The 22,975-nt window shown below is 74.9% G+C and carries 23 protein-coding genes; 12 read left to right on the top strand and 11 right to left on the bottom strand.

Annotated elements, in window-relative coordinates; genetic code table 11:
* Positions 1–45: 45 nt before the first annotated feature.
* Entirely contained in the window at positions 46–504 is a 459-nt protein-coding gene (locus ACFVGO_RS22020) for a DinB family protein (RefSeq protein ID WP_380353898.1), read from the top strand.
* Positions 505–561: 57 nt separating this feature from the next.
* Here ACFVGO_RS22020 and ACFVGO_RS22015 read toward each other — a convergent pair whose 3' ends face one another.
* Positions 562–1,056 carry an ATP-binding protein gene (locus tag ACFVGO_RS22015; protein WP_359904835.1) on the bottom strand — a complete coding sequence of 165 codons (495 nt, stop codon included), beginning with the start codon at positions 1,054–1,056 and terminating at the stop codon, positions 562–564.
* Between the two features lie 318 nt (positions 1,057–1,374).
* Positions 1,375–3,012 carry a CehA/McbA family metallohydrolase gene (locus ACFVGO_RS22010; RefSeq protein WP_380633535.1) on the bottom strand — a complete coding sequence of 546 codons (1,638 nt, stop codon included), beginning with the start codon at positions 3,010–3,012 and terminating at the stop codon, positions 1,375–1,377.
* A 204-nt stretch (positions 3,013–3,216) separates the two neighbouring features.
* Between ACFVGO_RS22010 and ACFVGO_RS22005 the strand changes: the two genes are divergently transcribed.
* Positions 3,217–4,185 (top strand): polysaccharide deacetylase family protein, encoded by a 969-nt coding sequence (locus ACFVGO_RS22005; protein WP_359904829.1) that lies wholly within the window; start codon positions 3,217–3,219, stop codon positions 4,183–4,185.
* Between the two features lie 79 nt (positions 4,186–4,264).
* Here ACFVGO_RS22005 and ACFVGO_RS22000 read toward each other — a convergent pair whose 3' ends face one another.
* The 3 genes from ACFVGO_RS22000 to ACFVGO_RS21990 all read right to left on the bottom strand — a co-directional run bounded on the left by ACFVGO_RS22000 (position 4,265) and on the right by ACFVGO_RS21990 (position 5,780).
* The gene (locus ACFVGO_RS22000; RefSeq protein ID WP_359904826.1) at positions 4,265–4,648 is read right to left on the bottom strand and encodes a barstar family protein; all 384 of its coding nucleotides are present in this window, start codon (positions 4,646–4,648) and stop codon (positions 4,265–4,267) included.
* Positions 4,649–4,787: 139 nt separating this feature from the next.
* A complete protein-coding gene (locus ACFVGO_RS21995; RefSeq protein WP_359904823.1) occupies positions 4,788–5,441 on the bottom strand; it encodes a 4'-phosphopantetheinyl transferase superfamily protein in 654 nt (217 codons plus the stop codon).
* A 147-nt stretch (positions 5,442–5,588) separates the two neighbouring features.
* Complete coding sequence (locus ACFVGO_RS21990) at positions 5,589–5,780, bottom strand: hypothetical protein (RefSeq protein WP_359904821.1); 192 nt, start codon at positions 5,778–5,780, stop codon at positions 5,589–5,591.
* 274 nt (positions 5,781–6,054) lie between these two features.
* Here ACFVGO_RS21990 and ACFVGO_RS21985 point away from each other — a divergent pair, with 274 nt between their 5' ends.
* A complete protein-coding gene (locus ACFVGO_RS21985) occupies positions 6,055–6,540 on the top strand; it encodes a cysteine/serine endopeptidase inhibitor (protein WP_359904819.1) in 486 nt (161 codons plus the stop codon).
* A 136-nt stretch (positions 6,541–6,676) separates the two neighbouring features.
* Here the strand turns inward: ACFVGO_RS21985 and ACFVGO_RS21980 are convergent, their stop codons facing one another.
* Positions 6,677–7,621 (bottom strand): LysR family transcriptional regulator, encoded by a 945-nt coding sequence (locus ACFVGO_RS21980; protein WP_380633531.1) that lies wholly within the window; start codon positions 7,619–7,621, stop codon positions 6,677–6,679.
* A gap of 127 nt (positions 7,622–7,748) precedes the next feature.
* Between ACFVGO_RS21980 and ACFVGO_RS21975 the strand changes: the two genes are divergently transcribed.
* Together ACFVGO_RS21975 and ACFVGO_RS21970 are read left to right on the top strand one after the other, a co-directional pair.
* On the top strand, positions 7,749–8,693 hold the full coding sequence (locus ACFVGO_RS21975) for an FAD-dependent oxidoreductase (protein ID WP_359904815.1): 945 nt from the start codon (positions 7,749–7,751) through the stop codon (positions 8,691–8,693).
* 208 nt (positions 8,694–8,901) lie between these two features.
* On the top strand, positions 8,902–9,393 hold the full coding sequence (locus ACFVGO_RS21970) for a hypothetical protein (RefSeq protein ID WP_359904813.1): 492 nt from the start codon (positions 8,902–8,904) through the stop codon (positions 9,391–9,393).
* A gap of 52 nt (positions 9,394–9,445) precedes the next feature.
* On the opposite strand, the gene ACFVGO_RS21965 is transcribed toward ACFVGO_RS21970, so the two are convergent.
* On the bottom strand, positions 9,446–9,709 hold the full coding sequence (locus ACFVGO_RS21965; protein WP_380633529.1) for a hypothetical protein: 264 nt from the start codon (positions 9,707–9,709) through the stop codon (positions 9,446–9,448).
* A gap of 354 nt (positions 9,710–10,063) precedes the next feature.
* Here ACFVGO_RS21965 and ACFVGO_RS21960 point away from each other — a divergent pair, with 354 nt between their 5' ends.
* Positions 10,064–11,476: a hypothetical protein gene (locus ACFVGO_RS21960; protein ID WP_380633527.1), complete on the top strand. Its 1,413-nt coding sequence runs from the start codon at positions 10,064–10,066 to the stop codon at positions 11,474–11,476.
* A 100-nt stretch (positions 11,477–11,576) separates the two neighbouring features.
* Here ACFVGO_RS21960 and ACFVGO_RS21955 read toward each other — a convergent pair whose 3' ends face one another.
* Positions 11,577–12,206: an HAD family hydrolase gene (locus ACFVGO_RS21955; RefSeq protein ID WP_380633525.1), complete on the bottom strand. Its 630-nt coding sequence runs from the start codon at positions 12,204–12,206 to the stop codon at positions 11,577–11,579.
* A 56-nt stretch (positions 12,207–12,262) separates the two neighbouring features.
* On the opposite strand from ACFVGO_RS21955, the gene ACFVGO_RS21950 reads away from it, so the two are divergent.
* The 6 genes from ACFVGO_RS21950 to ACFVGO_RS21925 all read left to right on the top strand — a co-directional run bounded on the left by ACFVGO_RS21950 (position 12,263) and on the right by ACFVGO_RS21925 (position 17,529).
* Positions 12,263–12,760 carry a flavoprotein gene (locus tag ACFVGO_RS21950; protein ID WP_359904803.1) on the top strand — a complete coding sequence of 166 codons (498 nt, stop codon included), beginning with the start codon at positions 12,263–12,265 and terminating at the stop codon, positions 12,758–12,760.
* A gap of 107 nt (positions 12,761–12,867) precedes the next feature.
* Positions 12,868–14,256, top strand: a complete 1,389-nt coding sequence (locus tag ACFVGO_RS21945; protein WP_380633522.1) for an NAD(P)/FAD-dependent oxidoreductase — start codon at positions 12,868–12,870, stop codon at positions 14,254–14,256.
* A gap of 314 nt (positions 14,257–14,570) precedes the next feature.
* A complete protein-coding gene (locus ACFVGO_RS21940; protein WP_380633520.1) occupies positions 14,571–15,533 on the top strand; it encodes a DUF6528 family protein in 963 nt (320 codons plus the stop codon).
* A gap of 263 nt (positions 15,534–15,796) precedes the next feature.
* Positions 15,797–16,102 carry a hypothetical protein gene (locus ACFVGO_RS21935; RefSeq protein WP_359904794.1) on the top strand — a complete coding sequence of 102 codons (306 nt, stop codon included), beginning with the start codon at positions 15,797–15,799 and terminating at the stop codon, positions 16,100–16,102.
* The gene (locus tag ACFVGO_RS21930; protein WP_359904791.1) at positions 16,099–16,746 is read left to right on the top strand and encodes a thioesterase family protein; all 648 of its coding nucleotides are present in this window, start codon (positions 16,099–16,101) and stop codon (positions 16,744–16,746) included. Before ACFVGO_RS21935 ends, ACFVGO_RS21930 begins: the two co-directional genes overlap by 4 nt.
* Before the next feature lie 387 nt (positions 16,747–17,133).
* Positions 17,134–17,529, top strand: a complete 396-nt coding sequence (locus tag ACFVGO_RS21925; protein ID WP_380633517.1) for a DUF2267 domain-containing protein — start codon at positions 17,134–17,136, stop codon at positions 17,527–17,529.
* A gap of 27 nt (positions 17,530–17,556) precedes the next feature.
* Here the strand turns inward: ACFVGO_RS21925 and manA are convergent, their stop codons facing one another.
* From manA to ACFVGO_RS21910, 3 genes are all read right to left on the bottom strand, one after another.
* Complete coding sequence (manA, locus tag ACFVGO_RS21920; protein ID WP_380633515.1) at positions 17,557–18,894, bottom strand: mannose-6-phosphate isomerase, class I; 1,338 nt, start codon at positions 18,892–18,894, stop codon at positions 17,557–17,559.
* A gap of 20 nt (positions 18,895–18,914) precedes the next feature.
* Complete coding sequence (locus ACFVGO_RS21915) at positions 18,915–19,847, bottom strand: ROK family protein (RefSeq protein WP_380633513.1); 933 nt, start codon at positions 19,845–19,847, stop codon at positions 18,915–18,917.
* A 66-nt stretch (positions 19,848–19,913) separates the two neighbouring features.
* Positions 19,914–22,955: an alpha-mannosidase gene (locus ACFVGO_RS21910; RefSeq protein WP_380633511.1), complete on the bottom strand. Its 3,042-nt coding sequence runs from the start codon at positions 22,953–22,955 to the stop codon at positions 19,914–19,916.
* Between the last annotated feature and the right edge of the window lie 20 nt (positions 22,956–22,975).

The raw sequence follows: 22,975 nt of genomic DNA, 5'->3' as shown, positions 1-22,975 counted from the left end.
CCCGACGACCGCCCCGCCCCGCCGCTGACCGGCGGCGAGCGCGAGATGCTGCGCGGCTTCCTCGACTTCCACCGGGCGACCCTCGCCCTGAAGTGCGAGGGCCTGACCGACGAGCAGCTGCGCCTGCGCTCCAGCCCGCCCTCCACGCTCAGCCTGCTCGGGCTGGTCCGGCACATGGCGGAGGTCGAGCGCGCCTGGTTCCGCCGGGTGATCGACGGCGAGGACCTGCCGCTGGTCTGGTCCGGGGACGGCGACTACCAGGCCGCGTACGACCCCGCCGGCGCCACCCGCGCCGAGGCCTTCGCCGCCTGGCAGGCCGAGGTCGAGCACTCCCGCCGCATCGAGCTCGCCGCCGACTCCCTCGACGTCACCGGCTACCAGGCCCGGTGGGACGCCGAGGTGTCGCTGCGGCTGGTGATGCTCCACCTGATCCACGAGTACGCCCGGCACAACGGGCACGCCGACTTCCTGCGCGAGGCGATCGACGGCGTGGTGGGGGCGTAGGGCGGGGCGGCGGCCACCGACGGCCCCGGGCACCTGTCGAGGCCGACCGGCCGAGGCCTACCAGCCGAGGAGGTGGGTGCGGCGGGTGAGGGCGGTGAGGACGGAGTCGGCGGTGGCCTCGGGGGTGAGGGCGGTGGTGTCGAGGCTGTGGGCGCCGTCCTCGGGCGCCGGGCCGGGCCGGAGGACGACGTAGTGGAGGGCGGCGCCGGTGGCGCGGCTCTCGCGGCGGAAGGTGTCGAGGGTGGCCGGGACGGCGGGGGCCTCCACCACGACCTGGTAGCCGCGGGTGGCGTAGGCGAAGGCGGCCTGGGCGGCCGCGGCCAGGGCGGTGGCGTTCTGGCGCCCGGCCTCGGGCAGGTGGGGCGGGAGCTGGCCGCTGCGGATGACCCGCAGGAAGTCGTCCGTCCGCAGGTGGACGCTCGGGTTCAGCTCCCGGGCGAGCAGCTCCGCGACCGGGCTGTCCCCGGCCCCGGCCGGGTCGACGAGGACGAGGACGCCCCCGGCGCCCAGGCCGCCCCCGAGCTCCGGCCCACCTACGGTCGTACGGTTCACAGCTGCTGATCCCTTCGCGGGCCGGGGACGGGCGGGTAGCCGGGGCGGGGCGGTCGGAGTGCGAAGGAGCTGGTCGGCCCATATCCGGACAACCGACCGCCTCGTCCCTACGACTGATGCGTTTCGGGGATCAACCTAGTCCAAACGGGTGGCCCGAGTCGTCCCCCATCCGGTTCCTGGGCGGGTCGGAGGGGTGCTCGCCGATCGATCGGGGACCGGTGGGCGAGCGCTCGGAGGCCGGTGGGCGAGCGGGCGGTGGCGGGGCGGTGGTCGGTCGGTGACGGTCCGGCGGGCGGCCGGGGCGCCCGCCGAGGGCCCCTACCGGTCGCCGGTGCGCAGCACGATCGGGTTGGTGAGCGCCGCCATCGGGCCCCAGGGCAGGTCCGGGCCCATCGCGTTGCCCCTGCCCGGGGTGCCGTCCGCCTTCGGGTGGCGCACCTCGGCCCGGACGTAGGCGGCGAGCGAGGCGGTGGTGCGCCAGACCACGGTGCCGGCGCCGTCGGCGGGCAGCGACTCCTGGTGCATCTGCCCCTCGTCGGTGAGGAGGCGGACCGTCCCGCCGGGCACGCCGGAGACGGTGAGCCGGACGTCCAGCGGGGCGTCGGCCGGGACGGTCAGCTCCTCGCCGATGCCCACCCGGCGGCCGTGCCCGGTCACGGTGAAGTCCACCTCGACGGCCGAGGATTCGGCCAGCCAGCTGCGCCCGGCGCGCAGCCCGTCGAGGATCGCGTCCCGGGTGAGGTCCTCGGCCAGCACCACGGTGTGGGGGGAGCCGATGACCTGCGGTTCGCTGTGGGCGTCGCTGTTGCCCAGGGCGGGCAGCCAGGAGCGGCCCTCGCGCAGGGCGACGGCGAGCCGGCCGTCCCAGGTGTCCACCGCCGACTCGTCGTCGTACGTCCACGGGCCGTTCCACACCTCGACGGCGTCGGCCTCCTCGTAGCCGAACTTCCACTGGCAGGCGACGTACGGGCAGTACGGGTGCGCGGGCACGACCAGGCCGCCGGCCCGGTGGACCTGGCGGACGAAGCGGGGGTACTGCTCGTCGCGCGAGCGGTAGCGCCAGTCGACGAACTGGCCGGGTTCCAGGCCGAGGGCCAGCCAGTGGCCGTTGCGGGTGGTGATCTCCTCGCCCGGCAGGATCAGCAGGTCGGGGCCGGCCAGCGGGCCCCAGACGGCGTGCGAGGCGCTGGTGTTGTGGTCGGTCGAGACGATGAAGTCCAGGCCGGCCGCGCGCGCCCCGGCCGCCACCTCCTCGGGCTTGCGCCGCCCGTCGGAGTGGACGGTGTGCAGGTGGCAGTCGCCCCGGTACCAGGCCCGGCCGCGGCCGCGGGCCCGCTCCGCCGGGTAGTGCGGGGTGAACCGCGGTCCGGGCGGGCCGAACCGGAGGGTGACCTCGACGTGGTACTCCAGGCCCTGCGGGGCGACCTGGTAGGGGCCGAGGACCACGTGCCAGGTACCGGGGTTGATCGGGCCGGGGAGGTAGCCGGGGGTGGCGGCGCCGCGGGAGAGGCTGAACGCGGTGCGGAAGCCGCCGGACCAGCCGCGGAAGCCGGGGCCGCCGAGGTCGGTGCCGCGCTCGTCGAAGAGGCCGATGTCGCAGGAGTTGCCGGGGGTGCCGGCCGGGACCGGGGGCTTGTCGTAGCCGTAGGAGACGGCCAGCTCGCGGACGCCCTCGGGGACCTCGACCGGGAGGTACACGAAGTCGGGGGCGCCGGTGGGCAGGTGGCCGGTGAGGGTGAGGGTGCGGTCGGGGGGAGTGGCGCCGGGGCCGTCGGCGGGGGCGGCGTCCGCCCGTCCGGTGGCGGCGGCGAGGCCGAGGGCGGTGGCGGCGCCGGTGGCCAGTCCGGTGCGGAGCAGGTCACGGCGGGCGGGCCCGGCGGCCGACTGCGGGGCCGGCGGGTCGGTGGGCCGGGAGGTCGGCTGGTCGGGGCGCGGGGTGCTGGGGTCGGTCGGCATCGAGGCCTCCGGATCGGGGCGGGCGGGTCGCTCGCGTGCCTACCCCGGCGGGTGAACCGGGGGTGAGTCGGGGCCCACGGGGGCGGGGCGGCTCGGTGAAGAGGGGCCGGGCGGGGGCCGGGGCGAGTTGCGGGGAGTGACGATTGGTCGGTTCATAGTCATGTCATCGGTTTATATGAGAAATCGCGCGGATGGGAGACGGGCATGGCGGTGAGCCGGCGGGCGCTGCTCATGGTGGTGGCCGGAGGCGCGTTGGCGGGGTGCGGTGGCCGGACGTCGGGCACCGGCTCGCCCTCCGCGATACCGCCCGCCGGGCCCGCCGGGTCTGCCGGGCCCGCTGCGCCGCTCGTGACGGCGTCCGGCGGGCCCGCCGAGGCCGCCGCCGCGTCGACACCCGGGCCGGATCCGACGCCGGCGCCGACACCCGCGCCGACCTCCGCGTCGGAACCCGCGAAGCAGCCCCCGCACGAGCCGACCCGGGCCGAGACGGTCGAGCGGTACGGCGCGCTGGCCCCGAGCGAGTGGGGCCTGGAGGTGTCCGGGGTGATCACCGAGCTGCCGGAGGGCGAGAGCGCCACGGCGCTCACCTTCGACGCCTGTGGCGGCCCCCGCGGCAACGGCTACGACGCCGACCTGATCGACGCCCTGCGGGCGCACGGCGTGCCGGCCACGCTCTTCCTGAACGCCCGCTGGATCGACGCCAACCCGGACGAGTTCGAGCAGCTCGCCGCCGACCCGCTGTTCGAGATCGGCAACCACGGCACCGTCCACCGCCCGCTCTCGGTCACCGGCCGCTCCGCCTACGGCATCGCCGGCACGGGCGACGTCGGCGAGGTGTACGACGAGGTGGCGGGCAACGCCCGGAAGCTCACGGAGCTGCTCGGGCACCCGCCCCGGTTCTTCCGCTCCGGCACCGCGCACTACGACGACGTCGCCACCCGGGTGGTCGCCGACCTGGGCCAGCGCGTGGCGGGCTTCACCGTGAACGGGGACGGCGGGGCGACGCTGCCGGCCGCCGAGGTGCGGCAGGAGGTCGCCTCCGCCCCGCCCGGCGCGATCGTGATCGGCCACCTGAACCACCCGGGCGGCGGCACGGCCCCCGGGGTGGCGGCGGCGCTGCCAGGACTGCTGGCGGCGGGGCGGCGGTTCGTCCGGCTCTCGGAGGTGCTGTAGCCGGGCGGGCCGGGGTACGCACTGCGGGCCGCGCACCGCGGGCCGTGCACCGCGGGCCGTGCGCCTCGGGGCGGGCGGCTCAGACCAGGCGCAGGCCGCCCGGGTGCTCCTCCTCGATGATCCGGACCAGCCAGTCGAAGACCGTCGGCCCCCGGCCCGCCCGGGCGGCTTCCAGCTCGGCGGTGATGCGCGCCCGGTTGGTGGGGTGGGCGTGGGCCAGCCGCAGCTCCAGCCGGCGGACCGTCTCCGGGTAGCCGAGGTTGCGGCGGGAGACCTCGTGACGGCGCCACTCGATGACCCAGTCGCCGTCCTCGGGCGTGCCGTAACCGCCGCGCAGGCAGTCGGCGAAGGCGTCGAGGTTGCGGCCGAAGTAGCCGTCCTCGCCGATGGTCCGCCCGACCACGTCCCAGAAGTCGTCCAGGGTCTTGATCTCGTTGCCGTCGATCACATAGGTCACCGTCACGGGGTCGAGGATATGCCGCGCCGACGGCGGTTCAGGAGGCCGCCCGGGATACGCCTGGGGCCGCTCGGGAGATGCGCAGGAGACGCCCGGGAGACGCCCGGGCGACCGTGGCGTCTCCCGGCGCGACCCCGGCGCGACGTCAGGGGGAGACGGCGATCGCGGTGGCGAGCAGCCCGTCCCGGACCGCCCAGCGCCCGTCGAAGCCGTCGATCCGGCGGCCGCCGACCACCGGGCCCGGGACCAGCAGCCGGGCGGTGAAGGTGCCGTCGGGGGAGAGGTCCAGCTCGGCCTCGTCGAAGTCCAGGAACAGCAGGGTCAGCGGGAACCAGGCCTTGTAGACCGACTCCTTGGCGCTGAACAGGATGCGGTCCCACGGGACGCCCGGGTGCTCGGCCGCCAGCTTGGCGAGCCGCTGCCGCTCGACCGGCAGCGCGACGGTCTCCTCGACGCCCTCCGGCAGCGGCAGCGCGGGCTCGGCGTCGATGCCGACGGAGGCGAGGGTGCCGGCCCGGGCGACGGCCGCCGCGCGGAACCCGTCGCAGTGGGTGAGGCTGCCGACCACGCCGTCCGGCCAGCTCGGTGCGCCGCGCAGGCCCGGGACCAGCGGCCGGTACGGGACGCCGAGCCGGGCGAGGGCGGTCCGGGCGCAGTGCCGGACGGTGGTGAACTCGCGGCGCCGCTTGTCGACGGCCCGGGCGACGGCCGGCTCCTCCTCGGGCTCCAGCCGGGCCTCCGGCGGGTCGTCGTAGGCCACCTCGGTCACCACGACGTCCGGCAGCAGGTCCCCGATCATCCGTTCCCCCCTCGGTCGGCTGCGCGGCCGGGCCGCCGCGCGGGACGAGGGTAACCCGGGTGGGGGGATCTTGGTGGGGGATCGGGGACCATCGCCGGGCGGCCCGGCTGCCCGGCTGCTCGAAGGCGGCGGCCGCCGCCCGGGTTGCTACTGCCCGAGCAGGCGGGCGAAGTCCAGCCCGAGGCTGCCGAGGACGGGCAGCGCGCCGAGGTCGGTCACGCCGGCGACGGGGATGCTGTAGCCCTGGTTCACCTCGCGGGGCGCCGCACCGGCGGCGACGGGCGCGGTGGTCGGGAGCAGGACGGTGCCGAGGAGCAGGGCGACGAGCGAGGTGCGCATCTGAGGGGCCTCCGGGGGACGCGGGTGACGTTCTGTCAACACCGTCCGTGGCGGGGCGGTCACGCATCTTCGCCCCTTCGGCCGTATTGGTAAAGATGCTTGCCTTGTGTTCATGCCAACATCGTGGAGGTCTGGACCACCTTGCGGGCGGGCGCATACGTTTCCTCCACAAGGGCGGACATTCGGTTGGTGAACTGTCGTGCGAATGTGTCGAGTTCCGCATGTCATGCCCATGCCAGACCATGCCCTGCACCGCAACCGGAGGGAACGAACCATGCGCGCCATCGGCAAGAACCTCAGGATCCTCGCGGGCGCCCCGCTCGCCGCAGCCGCCCTGATCGCCCTCACCGCGGGCTCCGCCAGCGCCGCGATACCGATCAACAAGCCCATGACCGGCAAGGCCACCTACTACAACGACGCCGGCTACGGTGCCTGCGGCACCCAGATCAACGCCGCCACCCAGATGCTGGTCGCCGTCTCGCACACCTGGTGGACCACCGCCAACCCCAACAACGACCCGGTCTGCAAGGGCATTTCGGTCAAGGTCAGCTACCAGGGCAAGACCATCACCGTCCCGGTGAAGGACCAGTGTCCCTCCTGCGACTCCACCCACATCGACCTCAGCCAGCCCGCCTTCGCCAAGCTGGCCCCGCTGGACAAGGGCGTCATCACCGGCCTGAGCTGGCAGTTCGTCAAGACCGGCCTGAACGGCAAGACCGTCGAGCTCTCCGCCCCGATCACCGGCTCCACCATCGGCTGAACCGGCCCTCCGACGACGGTGCCCGCCCCCGCCCGGTTGCGGGGGCGGGCACCGGGGCCGCCGGGAGTCGACGAGCCATCAGATGCTTTGCCACCAGTACTGGTTGGCCCGGCTCCCGCAGTCCCAGAGTTCGGGATCACGGCCGTTCGGGTCTCCCTCCCGGCGTCGGACGGGACGGGGCCATCGCGAGCAGCAACTGGACGGCCGGCGGCGCCGTCCGGGGATCGTGGGCCAGCCCCAGGGTGACCGTCGGCACCGGGGCGGTGAGCCGACGCAGGCAGACGCCGGGGATCCGGAACACCCGGGCCCGGCCCTCCGGGATCGGCGCGATGCCGTACCCCGCCGCCACCGCCAGCAGCAACTGCTCGTCGTCCGGCTCCTCCCGCACGATCCGGGGCGAGCGGCCCGGCCACAGCTGCTCGGTGATCAACGCGTGCATCCCGGGCCCGTTCTCCCTCGGCCACAGCACCACCGGCTCGTCCGCGATCCGGTGCCGGCCGATCCGGGCCCGGGTGCGGGCGAGCGGATGGCCCGCCGGCACGGCGAGCAGCAGCTCCTCCTCGGCGATGGTCCGGCAGTCGAGCCCTGGGACGTCCAAGGGCGGCCGGACGAACGCCGCGTCCAGCCGCCCGGCCAGCAGCTCGGCCACGTTGTGCGAGGTCCAGCCGGTCTGCAGGGCGACGTCCAGCCGGGGGTAGCGGTTGCGGAACTCCGTCACCAGGGCGTCGCAGACCCCGCCCCGGGCGGAGCGGGTGTACGCCACCCGCAGTCGCCCCTCCCGCCCCTGGACCACCGCCGCCAGCCGCTCCTCGGCCGCCGCCACCTCCCGCAGCACCCGCCGGGCCTCCTCCGCGACCGCCCGCCCGACCGGGGTCAGCGCGCAGCCCTTGCCGGTGCGTTCCACCAGCTCCACGCCCAGCTGCCGCTCCAGCGCCTTGACCTGCTGGCTCAGCGCCGGCTGCGCGATCCGCAGCCGGCCGGCGGCCCGGGTGAAGTTCAACTCCTCGGCCAGTACGGAGAAGTAGCGCATCCGGCGCAGATCCATCCGGAGATCCGTCCGCAGATCCGTCCGCCTGTCCATCCGGCGATGATAAGCGCGCCTTATCGTCCGGGGACAGAACTGGTCTTGGACGGGACCGGGCGCGACCGGCTTACCTGGACGCGGCCGCCGACATCGGGTCGGCGGCCCTCGGACGGAGGGGTTCGCGATGGACGTCGTCGTGGTCGGAAGCGGAATCATCGGGCTCACCACAGCGATCCGCCTGCAGGAGAAGGGACTTCGGGTCGTCGTGGTGACGGCCGACGGCCTGCTGTCGACGACCTCGGCGGTGGCCGCGGCCGTCTGGTTCCCCGTCGCCACGGGCACCGACAGCCGGGTGGCGGACTGGTCCGCGACCGCCTTCGCCGAGTTCGCCCGCCAGGCCGCGGACGGCGTACCCGGCGTCTCGATGCGCAGCACCCGGATGCTGGAGCACGAGCGGCAGTCGGAAGGCCTGCCCTGGTGGGGCGACGCCGTCCCCGACCTGCGCCGGCTGACGGCCGCCGAACGAGGACCGGAGTGCGCGGACGGCTGGTCGTTCACCGCCCCCGCCGTCGAGATGCCGCTCTACCTGCCCTGGCTGTTCGGCCGGTTCACCGACAACGGCGGCGAACTCGTCCACCGCCGCCTCGATGCCCTCGACCAGGCCCTGGACCGGGCCCCCGTGGTGGTCAACGCCACCGGGCTCGGCGCCCGGAAGCTCTGCGACGACCCGGCCGTGCACCCGGTGCGCGGTCAGCTCGTCCTGGTCCACAACCCCGGACTGCCCAGCTCGACCCGCATCCAGGACGACCCGGCCGGCTACACCTACATCCACCCCCGCAGCACCGATGTCGTCCTCGGCGGCACCTTCCAGCCGGACGACTGGAACACCGCACCCGACCCGGCCACCGCCGAGGCCATCCTCGCCCGCTGCACGGCCCGCATCCCGCAACTCCGCGACGCCCGCGTCCTCGCCCACGCCGTCGGCCTGCGCCCCGCCCGCCACGGCGGCCCCCGCCTCGAAGCCGACCCGGGCGGCCGGGTCGTCCACAACTACGGCCACGGCGGCGCCGGCGTCACCCTCAGCTGGGGCTGTGCCGACGCCGCGGCGGCCCTGGTGGAGCCGCACTGAGGCGAGCCGGGCCTTGGGGTCGAAGCAAGATCTGATGGTTCGTCAACGACCGTGGGCTCGAAAGCATTTGCGGACTTCCGCCGCCCTGTTCGGTCCTGACCGACGGGTAGGTCCCGGACCGGTCACAGATCCATCACACGGTCCGCACCGAACAGTGCGGGCTCGCTACGGTCGCTCCCATTGCCCGCACCACGCCCCAGAGGAACCAATGCGTCGCACCGCCCTCACCCTGCTCGCCGCCGGCGCCACCGTTCTCGGCCTGGCGGCCTGCGATCCCAGCCTCAGCACCAGCAGCAGCAGGAGCACCGCTCCCGTCGTCGCCGCGACCACGGGGAGTGTCCCCGCCCCGGCGGCACCCGCCGCAAGCGACACCGCCCCCGCGGCCGCACCGCCGGCCGCGGCCCCGGTCGGCGGTGGTGACGCCGCCAAGGACGCCGAGATCACCAAGTGCACGATCAACGACGTGCTGAAGATGCCCGAGGCCGAGGTCAGGATCACCAACCACAGCGGCAAGAGCAGCAACTACATCGTGCAGCTGGAGTTCACCGACACCTCCGGCACGCGCGTCGCCGAGGGCGCCGCCGCGACCAGCAACCTCGCCCCGAACCAGGCCGCCGTGCAGAAGGCCCCGGGAACGGCGCAGGTTTCGGGCAAGGTCAGCTGCCGGATCACCAACGTCACCCGCTACGCCGCGCCCTGAGTCGTAGGCACGGCCTCCCCGCCCGCCGGGAGAAGGACGGGGACGCGCCACCTCACCCCGTGCCCGAGGGCGTGAGGTCCGGCCAGGGGCGGCCCGCCCGGTCGGAGGCGGCGGACCGCAGGAGGTCGAGGACCGTGGAGCCCGGATAGGCCCGGAAGTCGCGGTGGGTACTGCGGTGGCAGCAGCTCCAGTAGCTCACCACCCGCCGTTGCGTGCGGGCGAAGAAGGCGGGGTTGTCGACGAGGAACCGCCCGTAGGCGAGCCGTCCGGGGGAGCCCGGCACGGCGAGCGGGCGCAGCTCGTCCCGGATGTCCACCAGGATCTCCAGGACGTACTCGCCGACCGGCGTAGAGACGCCCGGGGACGGTCACCCGCTCGCCCTCGACGACGACCGGGAACGGGCCGGCGGGCCGGAGCCGCGAAGCGGGCATGAGGGCGAGAACCGCCTCGGCGTCGTCGGCGAGCGCGACCGGGAACGCCGCGGTCAAGGGGGCGGTACGGGTGTCGGGAGACGGCTGCACCGGGCCGGGCATGCGGGCAGGTCCGGCCGGGTGTCCGGTCAATACGTGCACGTAGCGGGGGACCCCGGCGCGGTGTTTTCGCTACGGTTGCGCGCCGGGATCGCTCCGCTCCCGCCTCCGCTCACCAATTCCCTTCCTCCGGAGGAACCTTGGCCTCGATCACGCTCGACGCCGAACGCCGTGTCCACGCCGACACCGGGCGCGTCCGGGTCGCCGCCGTGGACGCGCTGCGCTCGCTCGGCTTCCGGATCACCTCGGAGATGGCCACCGTGGTGGAGGCCCGGCGCGGCTCCGCCGTCCGCTCGGCGATGCTGCTGCCCGACCAGGTGCCGGTGACGGCCCGTCTCCACATGGCACCCGCCGACGGCGACCGCACCGCGGTGTCCCTGCACCTCTCGGACCGGGCGGTCTCGGTGATCGCCCTGGGTGTCCAGGACCCGTACGTGGCCGCCTTCCAGGTCACGCTGGGCGCCCTCGACCGGGCCCTCACCGGCCTGGATCCGGCGGCCGGGGCGGGCTTCCCGCAGCCCCGGTGGTGGGCCGGCGGGCCCCGGGCCGACACGCTGGCCCGGCACCACGAGACCGGGCAGCGCCTCGTCGGCGGGGTCGCCGCCCTCGTCACCGAGCGGCTCTCCGGCGGGCGCCGCTCCACCGGCCCGGCGCTGTGGGAGGGCATCGAGCGGATCGTGTTCCGCTCCCCGGCCGGCTACCTCACGATGGACATGGCCACCGCCCGAACCCTGCTGGCGATCCCGGTGATGATCGGCAGCCGGCCGGAGGGCGTGCCGGACCAGCTGGCGGCCGACGTCGCGCGGTTGGCGGCCGTGGTGGAAGGCCGGCTCAGTGCGGGCGGGTTCGGCTCGGTGGAGGTGGCCGTCACCGAGGCGGACCGCCCGGCCTTCGACTTCCTGCACCGCCAGTTCGGCATCCGCTCGCGGCTGCCCGTCCGCACGCTCTGCACCTGCCGCGCCTGCCGGCAGACCAAGGTGGTGAACCTGGACCTCAAGCGGCTGCGGCAGCGCAAGAACCGCCTCAAGCTGATCGCCTCCGTCGTGCAGACGACGTACGAGAAGGACGGCGAGCCCAATCCCTTCCTGATCTTCGGGTCGATCTTCCAACGGTCCAGGATCGACCCCGACTTCGTCTGCGTGCGCTGCGAGAGCACCGCCGCCGACGAGCAGCCGGTCACCTTCTGCCCGAGCTGCGGCGACATGCGCACCGAGTCCGTCCTCGACACCTGCTCCGAGTGCGGCCACGACTTCCAGGCCCTCGCCCCGGACCTCCCCGGGTGGGCCGGCACCCCGCCGCCCCCGCTCGTCCCGCCGACCCAGCCACTCGTCCCGCCGACCCCGCCGCCCGGCGTGCCCCCGATGCCGCCCGGCGTGCCTCCGGTGCCGGCGGCCCCGCCCCGCCCGAACTGCTCTATCTGCGGCGGAAGTTACCCGGTGCTCTGGTCCGTCCGGATCCTCGACGGCCCCCACCCGAGACCGCTCACCGTCTGCGCCACCACGCCCCGGTGCTCCCCGCCCTCCATCGCCCCGCCCGTCCGGATCCTGGCCTGAGGCTCATGGGGACGGGCCCGCCTCCGCCATCGCGCGGGGACGGGCCCGGTGCGGACCGGTTCGGACGTGGCGTGCGACGGCCGCGGGAGGCCCGTGGCCGCTACCGCCCCGTGAGGAGGTCGGCGAGGGCGGTCAGCGAGTCGACCGTCCAGTCCGCCTCGGGGGCCCGGGTCGTGAGGCCGATGTGGCCCCGGCGGAGGTGGGCGGTTCGCAGGCCCGCCGCCCGGGCCGGGGTGATGTCGTTGGCGGGGTGGTCACCGACGTAGAGGATCTCGTGCGGGTCGCCGGGGGCCCAGGCGAGCACGCGGTCGAAGAACTCCGGGGAGGGCTTGGCGGTGCCCCAGTCCGCCGAGGTGGCGATGGCGTCCGCCGGGAGCGCGAGCCCGGTCAGCAGGCCGGTGACCGGCGCGTTCTGGTTGCCCGCGATGCCGACCCAGAGGCCGGCGTCGCGCAAGCGGTGGAGGGCGGGCCGCACGTCGGGGTAGAGGTCCGTCTCGTCGAGGTGCTCGCCGTGGCCGGCGGCCTCCCGGGCGCGCCACTCGGCGGCGATGTCGACACCGGGGCGCAGGACGCGGACGGCGTCGGAGTTGTCCCGGCCCCGGGCCACCACCGCGCCGACGAGGGCGGACATCGTGTGGGTCGGCACGCCGAGCCAGCGGGCCCAGCCGACCCAGTAGCGGGTGTCGGAGACCAGGGTTTCGCCGATGTCGAACACCACGGAGCGGACCATGCGGGCAGCTTACTGTTCTGGGGTCCGCAGGTGGGTCGAGCGTGGGGATTCCGAGGGTGTCCGAGGACAGGAAGCCGGTGCTGTACGTCGTGGTGTGCGCGGCGGGGGTCGCGGGCGGGGTGGGGGAGCTGATCTCCGCCGCGCAGGAGCGGAACTGGGACGTCGGGGTGGTGGCGACGCCGAACGCCATGGCGCTCGTCGACGCCGACGCGATCGCCGCGCGGACGGGGTACCCGATCCGTTCGGCCTGGCGCAGGCCGGGGGAGCCGCGGCCGCTGCCGGACCCGGACGCGATCGTCGTCGCCCCGGCCACCTTCAACTCGATCAACAAGTGGGCCCTGGGCATCTCGGACACCCTCGCCCTCGGCATCCTCTGCGAGTCGTACGGCTGGGGCGTCCCGGTCGCCGTGCAGCCCTGCCTGAGCGCGGCTCAGGCGGCGCACCCGGCCTACCGGGAGAGCCTGGCGAAGCTGCGGCGGATGGGGGTGCGGATCGCGGACTTCACGCCGGGATCGTACAGCTGGACGCGCGCCCTGGACCTGCTGCGGGACTGACAGGGTGGCTGATCGGCGGCGGCGATCCTTGCACTGTGAGGGGTGGCCCGCGGCGGACCCGCGGAGGTAGCGTCCGGGCAGGTCGGCGAGGGTGTGGGAGGTTTCCGGTGGCGGCGGTCAACGGCGGGGTGTCGTTCTGGTACGCGGCGGACGGAGTGCCCGGGGCGGGTCCCGGGCTGCCGGGGGACCGGGACGTCGACGTGTGCGTCGTCGGCGGCGGGTACACCGGACTGTGGACCGCCTACTACCTGAAGAAGGCCGACCCCGGCCTGCGGATCGCCGTCCTCGAACGGCGCTTCTGCGGCTACGGCGCCTCCGGGCGCAACGGCGGCTGGCTGTACAACGGCTTCGCGGGCCGCGGCGCGTTCGCCAGGAAGTACGGGCAGCAGCGCGCGGCGGCGATGCAGCGGGTGATGGACGAGGCGGTCGGGGAGGTCGTCGGCGTAGCGGAGAGCGAGGGGATCGAGGCGGACATCGTCCGCGGAGGGGTCCTCGAAGTCGCCCGCAGCAAGCCGCAGTTGGAGCGCCTCCGGGCCCATGTCGAGGGCGAGCGGGCCTACGGCGAGGGACGCGTCGAGCTGCTCGGCGAGAAGGAGGCGAGGGAGCGGATCGACGTCGCCGGCACCCTCGGCGGCTGCTGGACCCGGTACGGCGCCCGCATCCAGCCCGCTCGACTGGCCCGCGGACTCGCGCGCACCGTACGGGAGTTGGGCGTCGAGGTGTACGAGGGTACGGCGGTCACCGCGATCCTGCCCGGCTCCGGCTACCGCAAGCCCCGCGCCGTCACCCCGCGCGGGACCGTCACCGCCGACCATGTGCTGCGCGCCACCGAGGGGTTCACCGCCGGGCTGCGCGGCGAGAAGCGCACCTGGCTGCCGATGAACTCCGCGATGGTCGCCACCGAGCCGCTGCCGGCCGGGTTCTGGGCGGAGGCCGGCTGGCAGGGCCGGGAGCTGCTGGGCGACTTCGCGCACGCGTACATGTACGCCCAGCGCACCGCCGACGACCGGATCGCGCTCGGCGGGCGGGGAGTGCCGTACCGGTTCGGCTCGCGGACGGACTCGGACGGCAGCACCCAGGTGGAGACGGTGCGCCAGCTGCGCCGGATCCTCGACTGGTTCTTCCCGGCCGCCGCGCAGGCCCGGATCGACCACGCCTGGGCGGGCGTGCTCGGCGTGCCCCGGGACTGGTGCGCCACCGTCGAGCTGGACCGGGTGAGCGGGCTCGGCTGGGCGGGCGGGTACGTCGGCAGCGGGGTGACCACCACCAACCTGGCCGGCCGCACCCTGCGGGACCTGGTGCTCGGCCGGGACACCGAGCTGACCCGGCTGCCGTGGGTCGGCCACACCGTACGGCGTTGGGAGCCGGAGCCGCTGCGGTGGCTGGGCGTGCACGCGATGTACGCCGCGTACCACGCCGCCGACCGGCAGGAGGCGGACGGGCGGGCCACCACCTCGCCGATCGCCCGGGTCGCGGACGTGGTCGCCGGGCGCTGAGCCGTCGGACGACCAGCCGCCGGACGTCGGGACCCCGGGCGCCGAGCCGCCGGACACCGGGGCGCCGCCGCACGGGCCGCCGAACACCGGCCCGTCGACCGGGCGCTGAGGAGCGCGGTCAGCGCCCGGTTGACGGCCCGGCGTGCCGGACCGTGTGGCGCCGGCCACCGGTGCCGTCGCCCGGCCAGGATGTGCGGATGACAGTGAACGAGCCGGATCCGCCGACGGCGTCGCCCGGTCCGCGGCCGCCGCGTCGATGGCCCGTTCGGACGTGCCGCCGAGCGGAGTCGGCCCGCAGCACCGACGGTGAAGGCGTGCTGAGGAGAACCCTGCCGGCCCTTGCGGTCGCCCTGCTGCTCTGCGTGCCCGGGAGCGGCGCGTGGGCCAGGTCGCCGGGCCGACAGGTGGCGGTCGTCGACCAGGCCTCGCGGAGCGTGCTGGTGCTGCAGAGCGCCGAGGAGCTGATGGCCTACCGCGGGCCGGACCGGCTGCCGGTGGTCTGGGGCTGGAGTGCCGACCGGGCACCGGAGTTGGCGGATCTGACGCCCGCGCGCAGCTGGACGAACCCGGACGAGGCGAAGTCCCGTGTCCGGCAGGGGCGCCGCTACCTGCTGACGACGGCCTCCGGCGGGCTGGCCGCCGTCGTGGAGACCACCGTGGGCCGCGTCCACTGGGCGGCGGACCTGGGGACGTCCGTCAACCCGCACAGCATCGAGCTGCTGCCGGACGGCAACGTGGCGGTGGCGGCGAGCACGGGCGGCTGGGTGCGGCTGTACGCGGCCTCGCAGGGCCCGCGGGCCGCCGCGTACGCGGAGTTCCCGCTGCCCGGCGCGCACGGGGTGCACTGGGACGGGCGGAGCGGCCTGCTCTGGGTGCTCGGCGACACGTCGCTGAGCGCGCTGAGGGTGGGCGGTACCCCGGCCGCGCCCACTCTCACCGCGGTGCGCAGCAGCCCGTTGCCGGGGCGCGGCGGGCACGACCTGGCGGGTGTCCTGGCGGCTCCGGGGCAGTTCTGGGTGACCACGACGGCCGGCCTGTGGCGCTTCGACCCGGCCGCCGACCGCTTCACCGCCGTGCACCTGGCCGATCCGGCCGCCGAGCGGGACGTCAAGAGCGTCGGTGACGAGCCCGGCACCGGCCGGCTGCTCACGGTGGCGCCCGAGCACGCCGCTCCGTGCGACTGGTGCACCTCGGTGATCACCCTGCACCGGCCCGACGGGGCGCGGTCGCTGCGCGGCACGCACCTGTACAAGGCGAGGTGGTGGAGTGGCTGGTAGCAGACTTTGGACTGCGGGGCGCCGATCTCGGGGCGCGCGTCGGAGATACCACCCGAAATGCGGACGGCATTCGGCTGATGGGGCATATTGTGTACACCGACAAACTACTCCGATGGGGGTCAGTTTCCCGTCGCGGTCCGCAAACCATCCGTCGCCCCCGGTCGGCTGGGATAGCGTCTTGGGGTCGGGGGGTCGACACCGATCCGGTGCAATCGAACGCTAGCTACTGGGCCGTAACGGCCGAATGAGTCATGGAGAAAAACATGCGGAATTTCCCTGCGGAAAACCGGCCGGACGGAGTGGACGATCTCCAGCTCGCGATGGAATCACTGGCCGCCTTCCCGTCCCGGAACGCCGGAAGCGGGGCCGATGTGACCGAGCGGCTCGCCGCCGTTCACGATCTGTGCCGCGCGGTCGACGCGGTGCTGGACAGCCTCGTCGTCCAGGCCGCCGCCGAGGCCGCCGAAGAAGGGTGGACCGCGGCCCGGATGGCGGCCGAACACTCCGGCTACTACGCCAGGTTGCAGCGCGCGCTGCTCCCCGCCGGTGCCGGGCTGACCCGGCCGTGAACGCGGTGCAGCCGGGCGTGCACGTGCTGTCCTGCCCGACCCGGTGGAGCGACGTCGACGAGAACGGGCACATCAACAACGCCCGTCTGGTCGGCTACGTCCAGGAGGGGATTTACGACCTGTTCCGTCACCACGAAACCGCGGTGAGGGAATCGCTGTTCGCCTCCGGATTCATTATCGCGAGGCACGAGATCGACTACCTGGAGCAGTTGCACCACCGGCCCGAGCCGCTGTCGGTGCGACTCACCGTGGAACGGCTGGGGCGCAGTTCGGTGCAGGTCGAGGTGAATGTCTGCCGGGATCGGCTCACCTTTATGCGGGCGCGGACCGTGGTGGTCGCGCGGGACCGCGAATCCGGCCGCTCGCGGGCGCTGAGCCCGGCCGAGCGGATCTTTCTCTCGGCGTTTATGGCGGACGCGGCCCGCGCCCAGGCGGCCCTGGCGGCCACGACGGTGACCGCGGCGACCACGGTGACGGCCCCGGCGACGGTGACGGCCCCGGCGGTGGTGGGTGCCGCCACGACGGTGGCCGCGGCGGCGGTGACCGCGACGACCCCGGCGCAGCGCGTACCGGGCGGCGCGGCCGCCGGTGCGATGGCGCCCTCCCGGCGGCCGCGCAGGCGGTGCCACGCCTCGGCGGGGTGAGCCCCCGCCGCGGGCCGGCGGCGTGATCGACGACGGCGCCGATTCGCCGGGGCCGGCCTTCCCCGCCGCACGGCCTCCCCGGCCTTCCCCGCGTCCCAGGCCCTCCCCGCGCCCGGCCCTCCCCGCGCGCCCGGCCTTCCCCGCGCCCCGAGCATTCCGGAGCCCCGAGCATTGCGGAGCCCCGGCGGCCGGGTGTCCCGGCCGTCCGCAGGCACGGTTCCGCGGGCCCACGGCGGCAGGCCGGTTCCGAAGGCGCCGGGGCGAGTTACGCTGAGCAGCACGGGCACCGGTACGTCCCACGGTGGTCACGGGCTGCGATCCCCCTCCTGGCCAGGGGCGAGCAGGCCGCCGGTCCGGCCGGAGCCCGCCGACCGGAAGGAGGACGCGATGACCATCTCCTCGGAGGACTTCCTCGCCCGCGTCGTGGAGCGCGGAGAGTACCGGGGCGACGCCGAGGCGGATCACGCCGCCCGGGTCGTACTGGCCCTGCTCGGTGAGCACCTGGTGGGGTCCGCTCGGGTCGAACTCGCCGATGCGCTGCCCGTCGGCTACGCCTCGCTGCTGCGCGACGCCGTGCCCGCGGCCGAGCCGCTGACCGCCGACCGCTTCGTGCAGGCCGTGGTGGGGTGGATCGACGGGGCGACCCAGGCGACGGTGCAGTGGGACATCGGGGCCGTGCTCAGCACGGTCGCCGACCTGGTCCCCGGGGAGTTGCTGGACCAGGTGATCGAGCAACTCCCGGACGGTTACGACCTGCTGTTCGGTCACCCGGCGCCGGCCTGAGCCCGTCCGGGCGGCCCTCGGGTGCCGCTACCCCGTGGTGGCCCGGAACAGCTCCGCGCCCGGGCCGGTCAGTTCGACCGGCCCGGCACCCGGGCGCAGGAAGGCCGACGCGCCCGCCGGAAGGGGGAGTTCGGCGCCGCCGGGCGTCCGCAGCCGGGCCTGCCCGGAGACGCAGAGCAGGATCTGCGGGGTGGGGAGGTCGACCCGGGCGGCGGCCGGGCCGGGGCGCAGGCGGGAGAGCCTGAACTCCTCGGCGGGGGAGGGGAAGACCTCCTCGACGCCGGTACCGGTGCCTGTTCCACCATCCGCGCCGGAGCCGGAGCCCGGGTCGTCCCCGAGCCGACGCGGCACCAGCACCTCCGGCTCCCCGGGCCGGAAGGACGTGACCGCCAGCAGACCGTCCACGTCGACGTGCTTGGGGGTGAGCCCGCAGCGCAGCACGTTGTCCGAGTTGGCCATCAACTCCACGCCCACGCCCCGCAGGTAGGCGTGCGGAACCCCGGCGTCCAGGAACAGCGCCTGCCCGGCCGCGAGCCGGACGTGGTTGAGCAGCAGCGCGGCGAGCAGTCCCCGGTCACCGGGGTACTCCTCGGCGAGGCGGGCGTACGCGGCGCAGCTCGCGCCGTACGGTCCACCGGCGGCCGCCGTTCGGCGCAGGGCCTCGGTGACGGCGGCGAGTTCGCCGCCGGAGGCGTGCGGCCCGGAGCGCAGCAGCTCGGGCAGCACGGCCTCGGCGGGCCGGGCGCGCAGGGCGGTGGCCCAGGGGGACAGCACACCGAGCGCGTCCAGCAGCCGGGCGGTTGCGGTGGTGGGCCGGAAGCCGCAGAGGGCCTCGAAGTCGCCGAGCGCGCAGATGAGTTCGGGCTTGTGCCCGCGATCCTTGAACACCCGCTCCGGCGCGTCCGCCGGGATGCCCCGGGCCTGCTCCGCCGCGTACCCGGCCTCGGCCTGGGCGTGGGTGGGGTGGACCTGGAGGGAGAGCGCCCGGTCGGCGGCCAGCACCTTGAACAGGAACGGCAGCTCCGGTCCGAACCGCCGTACGGTGTCCGGTCCGAGCAGGCCTTCCGGGTCGGCCTCGATCAGCCGGTCCAGCGGCTGCTCTCCGACACCGACACCGACACCGACACCGACACCGACACCGGCACCGGCGCTCTCGCCGCCGAGGCCGGACAGCAGGGACGGCGCCGACGGGTGGGCGCCCAGCCAGAGTTCGGCCTGCGGGCCGCCGTCGGGCGCGAGGCCGGTGAGCGCGGGGATCGCGGTGGGCGAGCCCCAGGCGTAGCGGCGGACGGGGTTGCGCAGGAGGGCGAACGGCGGGAGAGCGGGCCGCGGCGAAGCGGGTGGCGGAAGGGCGGTCGGCGGCATGCGGTCGGCTCCGGGGAGGCTCAGCGGCAGAGGGCGGCCGCGCCGATCAGCCCGGCGTCGGTGCCGAGTTCGGCGCGGCGCACGTCCAGGCCGCGGATGTACGAGAGGGCGGCGTAGCGGTCCAGGTGGCGGGCGAGCGGGGTGAACAGCACGTCCCCGGCGCCGGCCACGCCGCCGCCGACGACGACCCGGGAGAGGTCCACCAGGGCGGCCGTGGCGGCGATCCCGGCGGCCAGCGCCTGGGCGGCGCGGTCGAAGGAGGCGAGCGCGAGCGGGTCGCCCGCGGCGGCGGAGGCGGCGACGGCGCGGGCCGTCCGGTCGCCGTCCACCGGCTGCCAGCCCTGGGCGAGCGCCCGGCGGGCGATGGCGGTGCCGCTGGCGAGGCCCTCCAGACAGCCGCGCGAGCCGCATGGGCAGGGTTCGCCGTCCAGGTCGACGGTGATGTGCCCGAGGTGGCCGGCGTTGCCGCTGGGGCCGGGGCGGACCGCGCCGTCGAGGACCAGTCCGGCGCCGACCCCGGTCGACACCACCAGGCAGAGCGCGTTGCCGGCACCCCGGGCCGCGCCCTGCCAGTGCTCGGCGGCGGCCATCGCGACGCCGTCCCCGGCGAGGCGGACGGGCAGTGTGCGCGCTGCCACCGCGGGGTGCGCGGCGACCTCGGCGACCAGCGGGAAACCGCGCCAGCCGGGGATGTTGACCGGGCTGACGGTGCCGTCGGCGAGGTCGACCGGGCCGGCGCTGCCGATCCCGACGGCCGTCACGGCGGCCCAGTCGGCCGTGCCGGAGAGTTCGTCCAGCACCCGGTGCACCACGGCGAGCACGGCCGCGCCCGGCTCGGCGGCCGGGGTGGGCAGCTGGAGCCGGTGCCGCAGCCGTCCGTCGGCGTCGACCAGTGCCCCGGCGATCTTGGTGCCGCCGATGTCGAGGGCGGCGAACAGCGGAGTGAGCGGCACGGTGGGCTCCAGGAAGTAGGGGGCGGCGCCCCGGCCGCGGGGCCGGGGCGCCGAACAGCGTAGACGTCAGGCCGTCGCCCGCAGGCGCAGGGTGACCAGCTCGAACGGGCGCAGCGCGAGGCGCACCGCGCCGTCCTCGACGGACACCTCGCCGCGGGTGCCGTCCCAGGGCCGCTCCAGCAGGTCGCAGGGGACGGCGCCGGCCAGCGGGAAGGAGGTGGTCAGCCGGCCCCGGGCGCGGCCGCCGCCGGCCTCGTAGACCCGGACGATCAGGTCCCCGCTGCGGTCGTCGGCGAGCTTGACGGCGCTCACCACCAGGGCGTCGTTGTCCAGCTCCACCAGCGGCGCGACCTGCTCGGCGCTGCCGGTGACCCGCCGCTCGGGCAGGCCGATCCGGTAGCCCTCGCGGACGGCGTCGCCGATCGCCGCGCCGGGCACCAGGGCGTGCCGGAAGCGGTGCAGGCCCTGGTCGGTCCTCGGGTCGGGGAAGCGCGGGGCGCGCAGCAGCGAGAAGCGGACCGTGGTCGTGGTGCCGCCGTCGTCGGGGCGCACGGTGCGGGTGACGTCGTGGCCGTAGGTGGAGGCGGTGACCAGGGCGACGCCCCAGCCGGGCTCGTCGAAGTGGACGAAGCGGTGGTTGCACGCCTCGAACTTGGCGGCGTCCCAGCTGGTGTTGGTGTGGGTGGGCCGGTAGAGGTGGCCGAACTGGGTCTCGGCGGCGTAGCGCTCGGTGTGGACGTCGAGCGGGAAGGCGGTCTTGAGGAACTTCTCGGTCTCGTGCCAGTCGACCTCGGTGTCGATGTCCACGCGCTGTTCGCCGGCCGGCAGGGTGAGGGTCTGGACGACGGTGGAGGAGCCGAAGGAGCGGGTGATCCGCGCCGAGGCCGCGGCGGGGGACGCGGTGGCGGTGAGCGAGTCCACGCCGGTCAGGTCGGTGACGGTGTTGCGGTAGAACTGGTCCACGTCCCAGGCGTCCCACATGTTGGGGAAGTCGGGGTGCAGCTGGAGCAGGTTGGCCCGGCTGCCGGGGGCGACGGTCTCCCGGCCGGTCGCGAGCTCGACCACCGAGGCGATCAGCCCGTCCGCGTCCACGACGACCTCCAGCAGGCCGTTGCGCAGCGTGAAGCCGCCCTCGGCGCGCTCGACGGCCTCGCAGGTGCCGCTCGGCGGGGCGGTGGCGCCGGCCCCGCCGCCCGGCACCGCCGAGCGGGCGTGCGGCGCCGCGTTGAACACCAGCTCGCGCCCGCCCGAGGGCGCCCCGGCCAGTGCCTGCTGGGCCGCGCCGATCAGCCCCTCCAGCTCGCCGGCCAGCGCCGCGTACGTCGCCTCGGCCTCGCGGTGCACCCAGGCGATGGACGAGCCGGGCAGGATGTCGTGGAACTGGTGCAGCAGCACGGTCTTCCAGATCCGGTCCAGCTGCTCGTACGGGTAAGCCGCGCCGGTGCGCAAGGTGGCGGTGGCGCACCAGAGTTCGGCCTCGCGCAGCAGGTTCTCGCTGCGCCGGTTGCCCTGCTTGGTCTTCGCCTGGCTGGTCAGGGTGGCCCGGTGCAGCTCCAGGTAGAGCTCGCCGACCCAGACCGGCGGGTTCGGGTACTCGGCCTCCGCCTTGGCGAAGAACTCGGCGGGGTTCTCCCAGCGGACGGTGGCCGAGCCCTCCAGGTCGTTCATCCGGGCCGCCTTGGCGACCATCTCGCGCGTCGTGCCGCCGCCGCCGTCGCCCCAGCCGGTCGGGGCGAGCGAGTGCCGGGCGACGCCCTTGTCCTTGAAGTTCTTCGCCGCGTGGGCGATCTCGCTGCCCTTCATCGAGCAGTTGTAGGTGTCCACCGGCGGGAAGTGGGTGAAGATCCTGGTCCCGTCGATGCCCTCCCAGAGGAAGGTGTGGTGCGGGAACTTGTTGATCTGGCTCCACGAGATCTTCTGCGTCAGCAGCCACTTGGAGCCGGCGTTGCGGATGATCTGCGGCAGGCCGCCGGTGAAGCCGAAGGTGTCCGGCAGCCAGGCCTCGTGGTTCTCCACCCCGAACTCGTCCAGGAAGAACCGCTTGCCGTGCACGAACTGCCGGGCCATCGCCTCCGAGCTCGGCATGTTGGTGTCGGACTCCACCCACATGCCGCCCGCCGGGACGAACCGGCCCTCGGCGACGGCCTTCCGCACCCGCGCGTACACCTCGGGGCGGTGCTCCTTGATCCAGGCGAACTGCTGGGCCTGGGACATGGTGTAGCGGAAGTCCGGCTCGTCCTCCAGCAGCGCCGTCATGTTGGCGGTGGTGCGGGCCACCTTGCGGACGGTCTCGCGCAGCGGCCAGAGCCAGGCCGAGTCGATGTGCGCGTGGCCGATCGCGCTGATCCGGTGCGCGGAGGGCACGGCGGGCGCGGCCAGCACCGCTTCGAGCTGCGAACGGGCGGCCGCGGCAGTGCCGTTGACGTCCTGGAGGTCGACGGCGTCGAGCGCCCGCTCGACCGCGCGCAGGATGTCCCAGCGGCGGGCGCCCTCCACCGGCAGCTCGGCCATCAGCTCGCCGAGCACCTCCAGGTCCAGCACCAGCTGCCAGACCGTCTCGTCGAAGACGGCCAGGTCCATCCGGGCCAGCTTGTACTGCGGCTGGTCGCCGGACGTCTCCTTGTCGCCCAACTCGGTGGGCAGGAACGGGTGGTAGTCCAGGATGACGGGGTTGGAGGCGGCCTCGACGTGCAGCAGCACCTGTTCGCCGCCGGCCGCCGGGGCGGCGATCCGCACCCACTGGTTCTGCGGGTTGAGGCCCTTCACCGGGGAGCCGTCCGGGCGGTAGACCAGGCCCTCGCACTGGAAGCCGGGCATGTTGGCGTCGAAGCCGAGGTCGATCAGCGCCTCGACGGTGCGCCCGGCCCAGGCCTCGGGGACGGTACCGGTCACGGTGATCCAGCTGGTGCCCCAGGGCGCGCCCCAGGCGTCGCCCACCGCGATCGGGGTGCGCGGAGCGGCCAGGCCCTCGGCGACCGGGACGGGCTCGCCGGGGGCCGTCCAGATGCCGACCTCCAGCGGGACGGACTCGGGGTACACGGCCGGGCGAATGCGCTCGTCCAGGACGCGCTTGAGGCGGGACTCGACCAGGGTGCGGTCATCGTGCATGTCAGCGGGCTCCGTTGCGG

This window comes from Kitasatospora sp. NPDC057738 (genome assembly GCF_042798815.1).
Lineage (GTDB): Bacteria > Actinomycetota > Actinomycetes > Streptomycetales > Streptomycetaceae > Kitasatospora > Kitasatospora lactacystinica.
The sequence above is the reverse complement of the archived record's forward strand: the minus strand, read 5'-3'. Positions and strand labels throughout refer to the sequence as shown.

Bases quoted from the DNA above. Each gene is read 5' to 3' on its own strand.
- ACFVGO_RS22020 (WP_380353898.1), top strand. From the start codon at position 46: ATGCTGCGCGGCTTCCTCGACTTCCACCGGGCGACCCTCGCCCTGAAG.
- ACFVGO_RS22010 (WP_380633535.1), bottom strand. From the start codon at position 3,012: ATGCCGACCGACCCCAGCACCCCGCGCCCCGACCAGCCGACCTCCCGG.
- ACFVGO_RS22005 (WP_359904829.1), top strand. From the start codon at position 3,217: ATGGCGGTGAGCCGGCGGGCGCTGCTCATGGTGGTGGCCGGAGGCGCG.
- ACFVGO_RS21995 (WP_359904823.1), bottom strand. From the start codon at position 5,441: ATGATCGGGGACCTGCTGCCGGACGTCGTGGTGACCGAGGTGGCCTAC.
- ACFVGO_RS21990 (WP_359904821.1), bottom strand. From the start codon at position 5,780: ATGCGCACCTCGCTCGTCGCCCTGCTCCTCGGCACCGTCCTGCTCCCG.
- ACFVGO_RS21985 (WP_359904819.1), top strand. From the start codon at position 6,055: ATGCGCGCCATCGGCAAGAACCTCAGGATCCTCGCGGGCGCCCCGCTC.
- ACFVGO_RS21980 (WP_380633531.1), bottom strand. From the start codon at position 7,621: ATGGACAGGCGGACGGATCTGCGGACGGATCTCCGGATGGATCTGCGC.
- ACFVGO_RS21975 (WP_359904815.1), top strand. From the start codon at position 7,749: ATGGACGTCGTCGTGGTCGGAAGCGGAATCATCGGGCTCACCACAGCG.
- ACFVGO_RS21970 (WP_359904813.1), top strand. From the start codon at position 8,902: ATGCGTCGCACCGCCCTCACCCTGCTCGCCGCCGGCGCCACCGTTCTC.
- ACFVGO_RS21955 (WP_380633525.1), bottom strand. From the start codon at position 12,206: ATGGTCCGCTCCGTGGTGTTCGACATCGGCGAAACCCTGGTCTCCGAC.
- ACFVGO_RS21935 (WP_359904794.1), top strand. From the start codon at position 15,797: ATGCGGAATTTCCCTGCGGAAAACCGGCCGGACGGAGTGGACGATCTC.
- ACFVGO_RS21925 (WP_380633517.1), top strand. From the start codon at position 17,134: ATGACCATCTCCTCGGAGGACTTCCTCGCCCGCGTCGTGGAGCGCGGA.
- manA (WP_380633515.1), bottom strand. From the start codon at position 18,894: ATGCCGCCGACCGCCCTTCCGCCACCCGCTTCGCCGCGGCCCGCTCTC.
- ACFVGO_RS21910 (WP_380633511.1), bottom strand. From the start codon at position 22,955: ATGCACGATGACCGCACCCTGGTCGAGTCCCGCCTCAAGCGCGTCCTG.